The organism is Tsuneonella litorea, assembly GCF_025154015.1.
Lineage (GTDB): Bacteria > Pseudomonadota > Alphaproteobacteria > Sphingomonadales > Sphingomonadaceae > Tsuneonella > Tsuneonella litorea.
Genome location: NZ_JAOAMV010000003.1, coordinates 297,721 through 312,289, shown reverse-complemented (window position 1 = coordinate 312,289; position 14,569 = coordinate 297,721). Strand labels below are relative to the sequence as shown.

Genomic DNA, 14,569 nt, shown 5'->3' with positions numbered 1-14,569 from the left:
GCGCCGAATAACAGGGGCCAAAACTGGAACAGCCGACCATCATCCCGCCGCGGCGCACGCCGTTCATAGACATCCTCGATCGGGCGGTGCGCTTCGGGCGGCGCATCGGAGCGATCGCCCCGGCGAAGCTGAGCAAGGCTGCGCTGCTGGCCCAGGCCCGCGAGGCGACCGGGCTGGAAGACTTCGGCGATCCCTGGTTCGAACGACCGATGGACGTCCTCCTCGAAGCCGTCCGCGGAGAAGCCAGGCTCAACGATGCCGGGACGCTGGCGGCCGAAAAGCAGTTCCATCATGTGCTGCGCGACCGGCTCTACGCGCAGATGTGGTTCGATCGGCACCCCGAGATACTTGCCCGGCCGATTCCGCATCCGGTGGTCATCGTCGGGCCGATGCGATCGGGCACCACGCGACTTCACCGCCTGCTGGCGGCCGACCGCCGGTTCGCGCATCTGCGCAGCTTCGAGACCATCAGCCCCGTGCCGCGACCGGGCTTCGACGAGGTTCTCGCCGGCAAGGCGGAGGATTTCCGGCCCAAGCTTGCACGGCGCATCCTGCGCGTTGCCAGGCTCGCAAACCCGCGCACGCTCTCGATCCATCCGACCGGGCCGTTCGAGCCGGAGGAGGAGCTTGGCCTGCTCGTCGCCAGCATGTGGGGCATGAAGCACGAGGCACAGTGGACCGTCCCGAGTTACGGGCGCTGGTGTGAAGGCGAGGACGCGACCCCGGCGTACCGCCACATGGCGAACCTCCTGCGGCTCGCCGGATGGTCGCAGCACGAAAGCTCCCTGCGCCCATGGATTCTCAAGACCCCGCAGCATATGCTTGATCTTCCAGCTCTTTTGCGGGTGTTTCCGGATGCCCGCCTGATCTTCACCCATCGCGATCCGCAACAGGTGGTGGGCAGCGCGGCCTCGCTCGCATGGAACCAGACCATCATCTATTCCGACCATGCCAGGGCAGCGGACATCGGGCGAGAGTGGCTGCGCAAGACCGAAGTCATGACGGCCCGGATGATGGAGGCGCGCAAGACCATCGCGGCCGACCGGCTGATCGACGTGCAGTACGATGCGATGGACCGGGACTGGCAATCGACCATGGCGCGCGTCTATCGTTTTCTCGACCTCGACATGGACAGCGCGCTTCCCGGCATGAAGCGGTTCGTCGAGCGCAGCCGCGCGCTCAAGCGCAAGCCCCACCGCTACAGCCTCGCCGAATTCGGGCTCGAACGCGACGAGGTCTACGAGCGGCTCGAGCGGTACATCGACCGTTTCGACATTCCCATCGAGCGCGGGCGAGCCGAACCCGGCCGACGACTGCGGGCGCGCGCCTGACCGAAATAGCGGACTAGGAGCGGGTCTCGATCACCAGCGCATCCCGCAGCGGATCGTAACGGATCGCCACGTCCCGTGTGCGCAGCGCGTCGAGCGTGACGCGATCGGACGTCTCGCGATCCAGCGCAGCGCTGAGCTCCGGCGCCCGGTCCGCGAGCAGCGCGGACAAGGCCCTGCGATCCAGCGAAACCGAAGCCCCGCGGCCTACGGCAAGTTCGATCGCGCCGAGGCGGCTGCCGCCCAGGATCACGGGCTTCGTCGTCATTACGAGATTGCTGCCGTCTGACGCTCCGCCGGTGCCGAAGTCGCGAATGTCGAATCCACCAGGAATCCGCTGGGGCTCCGACCTGCTCGCGACTCGCGCGGATGTGCCGGTGATCGGAACAGCGCGAGCGGGTTCCACGGCTTCGGGCTGGCCGGGCATCTGCGGCCCTTGCGGTTTCCCGGCGGCTTCGCTCAAGTTGCGGGCCTCTTGAGGTGGCGCATCGGTTCCGACCGGGGGCGGCAGCGCCAGCCTGAGCGGGTAGGGGCGTTCGGCGCCAGGCCCTTTCCAGTCCGCGCCCCGGACGCCGGGGGGAGCCGACCAGTCCGGCATGGCGCCCGCCCGTACCGCCCAGGCCGCCGCAAGCGCCATTCCGGCGGCAAGGGCCACTATCCCGAGGCCCGTCGCGGTCTTCGCCTTGATCTCGATCAAACGGCTGTCACCTGTTCCTGGCGGCGGCATCGCGCGCCCCCATGAAGGTTCCGCCAAAGCGCGGGTCGGCGCAATAGGGTTCTTCGGCGGTGTCACCGGTATGCGGATGGCCCGCGAAAACGTCCCGTTTTGGGAGTCCGGCGGTCCCGCGCGGAAGAAGCGTCGTTAAACCAGATGCTTGCGGGCCGGACCCTGTCGATGGTTAATTTCCTTGAAAGGATGTCAGATTCCTGTTCTGTTTCACCTAACGAACGACTCGTCGCAGATGTGAGGCAGATCAACGTGCCTCGGGCGACCGATAATCAGGGCCGCAAGATTGGACAACTTGGCACTCGGGGCGCGTGCGCTCCCGTCCAAGCCGCTTGGGCCGACCAATCTTGCCGCGTGTCGAACGCGCGCCCGCAATGCGAGGTTGGTACGACATGGATCTTCAGAACAACGGACCCGAAAAGTTCGGTGACGACGAAACGACCGAACTGCAGAACAGCGGGAACGCCTCGCCGGTTGCAGGAAGCGGAGTTACGCGGGTCCTGACGGCTGATTCGGCCGGAGTGGTCGTTCTTCCCGCTGGAACCGAACTGGGCGACATCCAGATCGAAGGGCGCGATCTCGTCGTGGTCGGCGCGGACGGGGTGCGCTATGTGATCCCCGATGGCGCGATCATCGTGCCGCAACTCGTCATCGGCGATGTCGCGATACCGCCGCTCAACCTCGCGGCGCTTCTCGTCGGCAACGAACCCCAGCCGGCGGCCGGCAATCCGCAGAGCTCGGGCGGCAACTTCGCCAGCGCGGTGGGGCCGATCCAGGCCGCATACGGACTCGGCGACCTGCTGCCCTATACGGAGCTGAACTTCCCTCAGCCGGAAGAGCAGGAGATCATTCCGGCTATTCCCGACCGCGAACCGACGATCACCATCATCACCGCCGACCAGCCGCTCGGCGTGCAGGCGGCGACAGCCACCGTGGCCGAATCGGGACTTCCGGCGCGCAATGGAGAACCGGCGGGCACCAATTCCGCCGCCACGACCGAGACGACCAGCGGCACGATCGTGTTCGCCTCGCCCGACGGCGTGGCATCGATTACGATCAACGGCGTGCCGTTCACCGGGGTCGGACAGGTCATTTCCAGCCCGCGCGGCGACCTGGCCATCACCAGCTTCGATCCGGTCGCCGGCACGATCGGCTTCACCTATACCCTGACCGACAACCTCCTGAACGCGACGCTCGCCGACGCGTTCTCCGTGTCGGTCACAGATCCCGATGGCGACGTTGCGACGGCGACCTTGACGATCAGCGCGATCGACGACGCGCCGATCGCCCGCAACGACACCGATGCGGTCGCCGCTGGAAGCTACGCGCCCGAAAGCGGCAACGTGATCACCGCCGCAGGAACGACGAGCGGTTCGGTCGGTGCCGACACGCCCGGAGCGGACGGAGCGGCCGTTTCCCGCATCGTGAGCAGCAACGTGCCGGCCAACGCCGACACGACATTCGATTCGTCAGGCAATCTCGAAGTAGCCGGCCAGTATGGCCAATTGCTGATAAAGGCGGACGGCAGCTACACCTACACGCGCGCGGCCGGCACGCCGGGCGGTGTTGCCGACGCGTTCACCTATACCCTGACCGATGGCGACGGTTCGACCTCGACCGCGACCCTGACGATCTCGATCGGCGATGCAAAGCCCGTCGTCACCTCGGTTCCGCCGGTCGGCGTCTTCGAAGCGGGCACGCTCGTGTTCGAATCCGGCCTTCCTTCGCGTCCGGGCGAAGCGCCCGGAACCAATGCCCCCGCGCCGACCGAAAGGACCAGCGGCAAGGTCACCTTCACCGGCGGCGACGGGCCGGTCACCGCGACGATCAACGGCGTCGCGGCGGTACCGGGTGCAACGGTCAACGTCCCCGGGGTGGGCACCCTCGTGGTCGACACATTCAACCCGGTAACCGGCGAACTGACCTACACCTTCACGCTCGCCGACAACACGTCCGGCGACAATACCAGCGTGACCTTCAACATCCTGGTCACTGACGTCGACGGCGACAGCGCGCCCGGCACGTTCGTCATCGCGATCCGGGACGATTCGCCGCAGGCGAAAGACGACATGGCGAGCCAGACGGTCGAGAACGCGCCCGTCAGCGTCAACGTGCTGGCCAACGACGTGCAGGGGGCGGACAGCGTCCAGCCTTCGACCGTGCAGCTCGTCGCCGGCACGCTCAGCGGCACCGGCACGCTGGTGAACAACGGCGACGGCACGTTCACCTACACCCCGGGGCCGGGCGAAAACGGCCCGGTCACGTTCGATTACTCGATCACCGACGGCGACGGGGATCCTTCGATCGCGACCGTCACCATCGCGCTCGTGCCCGATTCCGCGCCGCTCGTCGGCGAAGGACCGAACCTGTCGGTCGACGAGGACGGTTTCGCCAGCGCCAATGTCGACGCCAGCCCCTTGCAGGCCGACCCGGCCGAAATCGATGCCGGCGGGAATCTGACTGACAGCGGCAGCGTAACGGTCGATTTCGGGGGCGACGTTCCTTCAGACCTGGCGGGATCGATCGTACTGCTCGACGATCCGGCATACGACGGCCAGTTGAAGACGCTCGACGGCAATGACGTCACCTTCGCGGTCGAGGGCGGCGTGCTCGTCGGCCGCGACAGCGGCGGCGCAGAGGTGATCCGGATCGCGATCACCGGCGCAGCAGCGGGACCGAACCCGGGCGAGGTCGTCTACACCTACGCGACTTTGCTCTCACAGCCGATCCTCCATGGCACCGCCGGCACAGAGGACTTCCTCACGCTGAGCGGCATCACCTACCAGGTCACCGACCTCGACGGCGACAAGGCGACGGGCAGCTTCTCGGTTTCGGTTGGCGACGACGTTCCGACCGCGCTCGACGAGGCGGGCGGCTCGCTCGCCGAGGGCGCAACCGTCACCGGCACGCTCGATTTCGTCGCCGGCGCCGATGGTGCGGGCGTGACCGCAATCGACGGCACGACTCTGATCTTCGGTGCCGATGGCTATAGCCAGGCGATCACGCTTTACGATGCGACCGGGACAGTCCCGGTTGGCACGATCATCGTCAAGGCCGACGGAACCTACGCGTTCACCGCCGCCGACCCGCTCGACAACCCGGTCGGCGCAGTCGCCAGCTTCACCGTCACCGACGGCGACGGGGATGCGGCGACCGCCAGCATCACCTTTGCGATCACCGATGCCAACGCACCCACCGGCGGCCTGGCGCAGGCGGCGCTCGACGATGACGGTTTGGCCGGCGGCAACCCCGCCTCCACCACCTTCGACCTTGAAACCGACGCGGGAGATGCGCTCGCCGACAATGACGAATCGACCTTCGCCGGCACGCTGACGTTCACCGACGGTGGCGATTCGCCTGCGACGATCACATTCGCGGCGGGTGTCGACGGTTCTTTCGCGATGGTCGGGACCGAGCGCGTGCAATACACCGTTTCGGGCGACACGCTGACTGCGACGGTTGCCGCGCAGGATGCCGGGGGGACCGCGCAGGACCGCGCAGGAACGACGCTGTTCACCGTTCAGATCACCGATGCGAACGCCGGGACCTATCGCGTCACGCTGGTGAGCAACATTCTCCATGACGGCGGCCCGAACGAGGAAAATCCAGCCGGCACCGATGCGACGGCCTCGATCGGCTTCACCGTCACCGACAGCGACGGCTCATCGGCTCCTGCGACGCTGACGATCACTTTCGACGACGACGCTCCGACCGCCTCGGCTGTTTCCGTGACGCAGGATGCGGAGAACGCCGCGTTCCTGGTCGACATCACGGGTAGCTACGCCGCGGGCGCCGACGGGGTCGATCTGTCCAAGGTGACGTGGACCCAGCCGGCGCAGGGGACCGTGACCTACGACGGCGCGGGCCACTTCACCTACACGCCGGCTGCCGGGGCGGGCAGCGACAGCCTTGGCGACAGCTTCACCTACACGGTCGTCGACGGCGATGGCGATACCGCCACCGCCACCGTGACCGTCGCGTTGCAGCCGGACTCGGCTCCGGTCGCGAACGACGCCACTGCGCGGATCGACGACGACGGCCTGCCGGCCGGCAATGCGGCCAGCAATCCCGGTGGTACCGACGACGACCAGAACGCCGGCGAGACCGGTACGGGCACCACCAGCGAGGCGGTCTGGACCGGGACACTTTCCGTCCAGCCCGGGGCGAACGACGCGCCGCTGACCTACAGCCTGGCACCGGCCGCGGGCAGCGGCATGGTCGGCACCGAGGCGGTCGACTTCACCTACGACGAAGCGACACATACCCTGACGGCGACGGTTTCCGCAGGCGAGGCGCGGGCGAACACCGTCCTGTTCACCGTCCAGATCACCGACGTGAACACCGGCGCCTACACGGTCAGGCTCATCAACCCGATCATGCATCCCACGCTCGATGGAGAGGCAGGCGACGATACCGAGAACAACGTCTCGGTCGCCTTGACCTTCATTGTCAGCGACAGCGATCCGGTTGCCGACAGCGAGACGGGCACGCTGACGATCGACTTCGACGACGACACGCCGACGGTGACGCCGGATGCGATCACGGTGACGCAAGGCGCCGAGAACACGGCGTTCGACTTTGTGCTGGTGGAGGGGACGCACTTCTTCGAGGGCGCGGACGGGGTGGACCTGGCGAGCGGGGTGACGTTCACGCAGGCCGCGCAGGGGACGATCAGCTACGACGGTGCGGGCACGTTCACCTACACGCCGGCGAGCGGCGCGGGGAGCGACGGCGCCACGTCGGACAGCTTCACGTTCACGGTGACCGACGCCGATGGCGACAGCGTGACCAAGACGGTGAACGTGACGCTGCAGCCGGACTCCAAGCCGATGGCGGGGACGCCGACGGGCCTTGCGCTCGACGAGGACGGCCTGACGGGGGCCAACGCGGACGACGGGCAGACCGACCCGGCGGAAGTGACCGGGACGAACAGCGCGAGCGACCTGAGCGGATCGGTGGTGGTCGACTACGGCAAGGACGTGCCGGCCGATCTGCTGGGCTCGGTGGTGCTGGTGGACCTTGCGGGTTACGACACGCAGCTCAAGACGCTCGACGACAACTTCGTGACGTTCGGGCTCGAGTTCAACACGACGACGATGCGCGACGACCTGGTCGGGCGCAGCGTGGGCGGCGACGAGGTGATCCGGATCGCGATCACCGGGGCGACCGCGGGCCCGAACCCGGGCGAGGTGACCTATACCTACGCGGCGACGCTGTCGCAGCCGGTCAAGCACGGGACGGCGGGGACCGAGGACACCGAGACGCTGTCGGGGGTGACGCTGCAGTTCACCGACGGTGACGACAGCGACAAGACGACCGCGAGCTTCGACGTGACGGTGCGCGACGACGTGCCCTCGCTCGACGTGACGGCGGGGACCGAGAGCGGGGTGGTGCTGACCACGCAGGACGCCGAGACCGACGGCGATCCGACCGCCAGCGACAGCGCGACCTCGACGGTGGGGATGGTGTCGGCGGCGTTTGGCGGGGTGTTCGGCCTGACCTTCCAGAAGGGCGCGGACGGGGGCCCGACGCCGACGCTGAGCTACGTGCTGGACCTCAAGACCGACGGCGGCCTGTCGGGGCTGTCGAGCGCGGGCGCGCCGATCTATCTTTACCAGCTCGACGACGAGACGGTGGTCGGCTCGACCGCGGCGGCGAACCCGGGGTCGATCGACGGTACGGCGGTGTTCTCGGTGAGCGTGGCGGCGGACGGCACGGTGACGCTGGTGCAGTACCAGCAGATCGACCACGTGCCCGAGGCGAGCCCGGTTCCGGGGACCGATGCGCCGTTCGACGACCAGTTCGCGTCGCTGGCGGACGACCTGATCACGCTGACCGCGCGTTCGTCGCTGACCGACGGCGACGGGGATACCGCGTCGGACAGCGAGACGATCGATATCGGCGCGAACCTGCGCTTTGCCGACGACGGGCCGAGCCTGTCGGGCGACGTGACCGCGGCGGCCGGGGTGACCATCGACGAGACGACGGCGGGTCCGCCGGCGGGGTTCGGCACGGGGATCGTGGCGACATCGATGGGGGCTGCGATCACGTTCGCCGAGGCGTTCGGTGCGGACGGCCCGGCGGTGGGCGGGGGCCTGACCTACAGCATCGAGATCACCGGACCGATGGGGGCCACGCCGTTCGCGACCGCGGTGGGCGACTACCCGGTGACGCTGGTCGCGGTTGACGGCGACACGATCGAGGGGCGCTATACCGATAGCGCGATGGTCGAGCACACCGCGTTCCGGCTCGACATCGGGCCGGATGGCGGGCTGACGCTGACCCAGTTCGTGGCGCTCGAGCACGTCCAGGACGGCAATACCGCGGCGGATTACGACGACGCCTTGTACCTGACCGCGGACGGCACGGCCGGCGGCGCGAGCCTGGTGAGCGCGCGGATCACGGTGACCGACTACGACGGCGACACCGCGAGCGGCGCGGCGGCGATCGGGGCGAACGTCGTGTTCCGCGACGACGGGGTCGACGCGGTGCTCGACACGAACAGCGTGGCGGCGGGCAGCTACGCGCCGATCATGGGCAACGTGCTGGCCAACGACTACCGCGGTGCGGACGGTTCCTCGATCACCGCGGTGAGCAACACCGATGCCGGGACCACCGGCACGCTCGCCGGCGACGAGATCACGATCCAGGGCGAGTACGGCCTGCTGGTGGTGAACGTGAACACGGGCGCCTACACCTACACCCGCGACCCGGGCATGGGCGGCGGCGAACAGGACGTGTTCAGCTACACGCTGACCGACGCCGACGGCGACTTCGACGCCGCGACGCTGACGATCTCGATCGGCAACCTGACCCCGGTGGCGGGGACCGCGCAGGCGACGGTGGACGACGACGGGCTGGCGAACGGCAACCCCGGCGGGACCGGCGACATCGACGCGAACACCCCTGCGGGCCGCACCGCCGACCTCGACCAGGCGAGCACCGAGGCGGTGTTCAAGGGCGTGCTCGGCGGGACGCTGGGCGACGGGACCAACACGTTCACGTTCCTCAGCTCCCAGACCGCGACCATGGTCGGGCAGGAGACGGTGAGCTACACGGTATCGCCCGACGGCGCGCTGCTGACCGCGACGATCACGAGCTCGCCCACGGGGCGGACCGGCACGCTGTTCACGGTCGAGATCACCGACCAGACGACCGGCGCCTACACGCTGACGCTGGTGCAGCCGGTGCTCCACGACACGCTCGACATGATGACCGGCGACGACACCGAGAACGACGCCAGCATCGACCTCGCCTACCAGATCACCGACCAGGACAACGACCCCAGCATCGCGCCCGGCACCCTCAACGTCCTGTTCGACGACGACACGCCGACGGTGACGCCGGATGCGATCACGGTGACGCAAGGCGCCGAGAACACGGCGTTCGACTTTGTGCTGGTGGAGGGGACGCACTTCTTCGAGGGCGCGGACGGGGTGGACCTGGCGAGCGGGGTGACGTTCACGCAGGCCGCGCAGGGGACGATCAGCTACGACGGTGCGGGCACGTTCACCTACACGCCGGCGAGCGGCGCGGGGAGCGACGGCGCCACGTCGGACAGCTTCACGTTCACGGTGACCGACGCCGATGGCGACAGCGTGACCAAGACGGTGAACGTGACGCTGCAGCCGGACTCCAAGCCGATGGCGGGGACGCCGACGGGCCTTGCGCTCGACGAGGACGGCCTGACGGGGGCCAACGCGGACGACGGGCAGACCGACCCGGCGGAAGTGACCGGGACGAACAGCGCGAGCGACCTGAGCGGATCGGTGGTGGTCGACTACGGCAAGGACGTGCCGGCCGATCTGCTGGGCTCGGTGGTGCTGGTGGACCTTGCGGGTTACGACACGCAGCTCAAGACGCTCGACGACAACTTCGTGACGTTCGGGCTCGAGTTCAACACGACGACGATGCGCGACGACCTGGTCGGGCGCAGCGTGGGCGGCGACGAGGTGATCCGGATCGCGATCACCGGGGCGACCGCGGGCCCGAACCCGGGCGAGGTGACCTATACCTACGCGGCGACGCTGTCGCAGCCGGTCAAGCACGGGACGGCGGGGACCGAGGACACCGAGACGCTGTCGGGGGTGACGCTGCAGTTCACCGACGGTGACGACAGCGACAAGACGACCGCGAGCTTCGACGTGACGGTGCGCGACGACGTGCCCTCGCTCGACGTGACGGCGGGGACCGAGAGCGGGGTGGTGCTGACCACGCAGGACGCCGAGACCGACGGCGATCCGACCGCCAGCGACAGCGCGACCTCGACGGTGGGGATGGTGTCGGCGGCGTTTGGCGGGGTGTTCGGCCTGACCTTCCAGAAGGGCGCGGACGGGGGCCCGACGCCGACGCTGAGCTACGTGCTGGACCTCAAGACCGACGGCGGCCTGTCGGGGCTGTCGAGCGCGGGCGCGCCGATCTATCTTTACCAGCTCGACGACGAGACGGTGGTCGGCTCGACCGCGGCGGCGAACCCGGGGTCGATCGACGGTACGGCGGTGTTCTCGGTGAGCGTGGCGGCGGACGGCACGGTGACGCTGGTGCAGTACCAGCAGATCGACCACGTGCCCGAGGCGAGCCCGGTTCCGGGGACCGATGCGCCGTTCGACGACCAGTTCGCGTCGCTGGCGGACGACCTGATCACGCTGACCGCGCGTTCGTCGCTGACCGACGGCGACGGGGATACCGCGTCGGACAGCGAGACGATCGATATCGGCGCGAACCTGCGCTTTGCCGACGACGGGCCGAGCCTGTCGGGCGACGTGACCGCGGCGGCCGGGGTGACCATCGACGAGACGACGGCGGGTCCGCCGGCGGGGTTCGGCACGGGGATCGTGGCGACATCGATGGGGGCTGCGATCACGTTCGCCGAGGCGTTCGGTGCGGACGGCCCGGCGGTGGGCGGGGGCCTGACCTACAGCATCGAGATCACCGGACCGATGGGGGCCACGCCGTTCGCGACCGCGGTGGGCGACTACCCGGTGACGCTGGTCGCGGTTGACGGCGACACGATCGAGGGGCGCTATACCGATAGCGCGATGGTCGAGCACACCGCGTTCCGGCTCGACATCGGGCCGGATGGCGGGCTGACGCTGACCCAGTTCGTGGCGCTCGAGCACGTCCAGGACGGCAATACCGCGGCGGATTACGACGACGCCTTGTACCTGACCGCGGACGGCACGGCCGGCGGCGCGAGCCTGGTGAGCGCGCGGATCACGGTGACCGACTACGACGGCGACACCGCGAGCGGCGCGGCGGCGATCGGGGCGAACGTCGTGTTCCGCGACGACGGGGTCGACGCGGTGCTCGACACGAACAGCGTGGCGGCGGGCAGCTACGCGCCGATCATGGGCAACGTGCTGGCCAACGACTACCGCGGTGCGGACGGTTCCTCGATCACCGCGGTGAGCAACACCGATGCCGGGACCACCGGCACGCTCGCCGGCGACGAGATCACGATCCAGGGCGAGTACGGCCTGCTGGTGGTGAACGTGAACACGGGCGCCTACACCTACACCCGCGACCCGGGCATGGGCGGCGGCGAACAGGACGTGTTCAGCTACACGCTGACCGACGCCGACGGCGACTTCGACGCCGCGACGCTGACGATCTCGATCGGCAACCTGACCCCGGTGGCGGGGACCGCGCAGGCGACGGTGGACGACGACGGGCTGGCGAACGGCAACCCCGGCGGGACCGGCGACATCGACGCGAACACCCCTGCGGGCCGCACCGCCGACCTCGACCAGGCGAGCACCGAGGCGGTGTTCAAGGGCGTGCTCGGCGGGACGCTGGGCGACGGGACCAACACGTTCACGTTCCTCAGCTCCCAGACCGCGACCATGGTCGGGCAGGAGACGGTGAGCTACACGGTATCGCCCGACGGCGCGCTGCTGACCGCGACGATCACGAGCTCGCCCACGGGGCGGACCGGCACGCTGTTCACGGTCGAGATCACCGACCAGACGACCGGCGCCTACACGCTGACGCTGGTGCAGCCGGTGCTCCACGACACGCTCGACATGATGACCGGCGACGACACCGAGAACGACGCCAGCATCGACCTCGCCTACCAGATCACCGACCAGGACAACGACCCCAGCATCGCGCCCGGCACCCTCAACGTCCTGTTCGACGACGACACGCCGCGGGCGATTTCGCCCGAGGCAGCATCGCTGTCGAACAACGCGACCGGATCCGACACCGGGTACCTCTCGATCGACGGGCTGACCAACGACTACGGCGCTGACGGTCCGGGAAGCGTGCGGTTCTCGCAATCGCTCGAGACGATCTCGACCGGTCTGACCTCGGGTGCGGCGCCGATCAAGTACGACGTGTCAGCCGATGGCCTGACCCTGGTCGCCTACACGGGAACCGACCCGGTGGCCGGCAAGGTATTCATGGTCGTCATCGATCCGACGACCAACCAGTACTCGATCCAGATGAGCGGTTCGGTGGACTCGGTGACCAAGGTGTCGCTCGATCCGACGGATGCGTCGTTCGTGGGGGGCAACGATCCCTGGGCGGGATTCGACCGCGCCGGACCGACGGACATCCTGCTGACCCCGACCGGCACCGGCGACCAGACGCTCAACACCAGCAACATCCTGCTGGGCGTGGGCGGCGGCAACGCGGTGGACAACGGCGAGGGTGTAAGGATCGACTTCGTCAACAACCTGAGCGGCAACCCGGCGAAGTCGGTCAATGGAGGGTATGGCACTGACGGAGCGGCGGCGACGCTGGCCAATCGCGACCATACGTTCACGAGCCACTACAACGTCAACGGGGCGAGCGTCCTGCTCAGCCAGGAAAGCGGCAACTCGCCGACCGCCACGAACGTGGTCGCCAACTTCGCCGCCTACGACGACACCGACAGCGACAACGTCGTCGGTGACGGCATGCTCGATCAGATCACCGGGATCACGATCACGTATTACGGTGTCACCTATACCGATCCGATGAGCGGTTCGCAGATCATCGTGCCGACGACGACCGCGACGAACTACACGATCAGCGGGCACATCTTCACGGTGACATTGCGCGCTGACGGCACGGTCGACGTGAAGGGGATCGAGGGCGAATCGGGCAGCGCCGGGACGGGGACCGAAATCGCTGTCTTCACCGACAACGGTTACAACAGCCTCATCGTCTCGAACGCCTCGCCCGGCACCTCGTTCAAGATTGCCGGTTTCGGCGCCTCGGTGCCGACGAGCGCGCCGGTGAACTTCACCATCCCGGTCGAGATCGTCGACGCGGATGGAGACGTCGCCAGCGGAACGGGCATCGCCGTCACGCTCAATCCCGCTCCGATCGTACTCGACCTCAACGGCGACAGCGTCCAGTTCCTCTCGGTCGCGGACGGGGTGGCATACGACTACGGCAACGGATCGGTCGCGACCGCCTGGGCACATGCTGCCGACGGTATCCTCGTGCGGGACGACAACGCGAGCGGCAGCGCGGACCACGCTTCCGAATTCGTGTTCGGCGGTGGTGGCCTGACCGACCTCGAGGCGCTTGCGGCGCAATATGGCGATACCCTTGACGCTGCCGATGCGGATTTTGCCAAGTTCGGTGTCTGGCAGGATGCGAACGGCAACGGGCTGGCGGACGAAGGCGAGTTTCATTCGCTCGGCGAACTCGGCATCGTGTCGATCAACCTGGTTTCCGATGGCGTGTCGTACAAGGCCGCCGGGGGCGATGTGAGCGTTGCGGGCTCCTCTACGTTCACGCGTGCAGACGGCACGACCGGGACGCTGGCCGACGCATCGTTTGCAACTGCGGCCAAGTCTGCCCAGCGGACGGCAGAGCTGCTCACGACCGCGGCGATGGCCGGTGCTGCCGTCAGCGCGCTGCCCGTAGCCGCGCAGCCAGCGATGGCGGATGGAATGGACGCCGATGCGCTGCCTGTCTTCGAGCCGCTTTCGATCCGGAGCGAACCTTTGCCGGACGGGACCGTCGCGGCGGATCAGGTGCGGCCTGCGCTTGGCGACTTCGCCTCGCACGAGGCGGTTCCGATCTCCGCTTCGATCCAGCGGAGCGGCGGTGAGACAAGCGACGCGCACTTCATCGCCAACGACTCGGCGTTCCATGATCTTGCGCCGGCCCCCGCCTGGCTTTCCGCCGCGCCGGGTCCGCAGGCCGGGCAGGCTGCGGGTGACCTGTTCGCCGGGATGGGCGCGGAAGGGACGATGCAGGCGCTGCTGTCGATCGCACCCCAGGCGCCTTCTCCCGGCGACGCAGCCGGGGGAAGCGCGCTGGCTGCGCTCGAGGGTGCGCTGTCGGACTTCAGCGGAGAGGCGCTGGTCGACGGTATCGTCGAACACTTCGCCGCCGCCGGCCAACCCATTCCGATGGGGGCGGACGCCGGTGCCATCGCCGATGCCGGCTCCTTCATGCTCATGCAGGGCATCGGCGGCTCCGGTGCCGACTTCGCCGCAATGATCAATCTACCCGACGCCCACGACGACGCGAGCATGCTCGCGGCGGCGCAGGCCTGAACTTCGAGGAACGGGGG

At 68.2% G+C, this 14,569-nt stretch carries 3 protein-coding genes; 2 read left to right on the top strand and 1 reads right to left on the bottom strand.

Translation table 11 applies throughout. From position 1 onward, the window contains the following. The first annotated feature begins 86 nt into the window (after positions 1-86). Positions 87-1,331 carry a sulfotransferase family protein gene (locus tag N0B51_RS08015; protein ID WP_259961784.1) on the top strand — a complete coding sequence of 415 codons (1,245 nt, stop codon included), beginning with the start codon at positions 87-89 and terminating at the stop codon, positions 1,329-1,331. A 13-nt stretch (positions 1,332-1,344) separates the two neighbouring features. On the opposite strand, the gene N0B51_RS08010 is transcribed toward N0B51_RS08015, so the two are convergent. After that, on the bottom strand, positions 1,345-2,055 hold the full coding sequence (locus N0B51_RS08010; RefSeq protein ID WP_259961783.1) for a hypothetical protein: 711 nt from the start codon (positions 2,053-2,055) through the stop codon (positions 1,345-1,347). 392 nt (positions 2,056-2,447) lie between these two features. On the opposite strand from N0B51_RS08010, the gene N0B51_RS08005 reads away from it, so the two are divergent. Continuing rightward, positions 2,448-14,552 (top strand): DUF5801 repeats-in-toxin domain-containing protein, encoded by a 12,105-nt coding sequence (locus N0B51_RS08005; RefSeq protein ID WP_259961782.1) that lies wholly within the window; start codon positions 2,448-2,450, stop codon positions 14,550-14,552. Positions 14,553-14,569: the final 17 nt, after the last annotated feature.

Excerpts from the sequence above, each read along its gene's own strand:
- N0B51_RS08010 (WP_259961783.1), bottom strand. The coding sequence starts at position 2,055 with ATGCCGCCGCCAGGAACAGGTGACAGCCGTTTGATCGAGATCAAGGCG.
- N0B51_RS08005 (WP_259961782.1), top strand. The coding sequence starts at position 2,448 with ATGGATCTTCAGAACAACGGACCCGAAAAGTTCGGTGACGACGAAACG.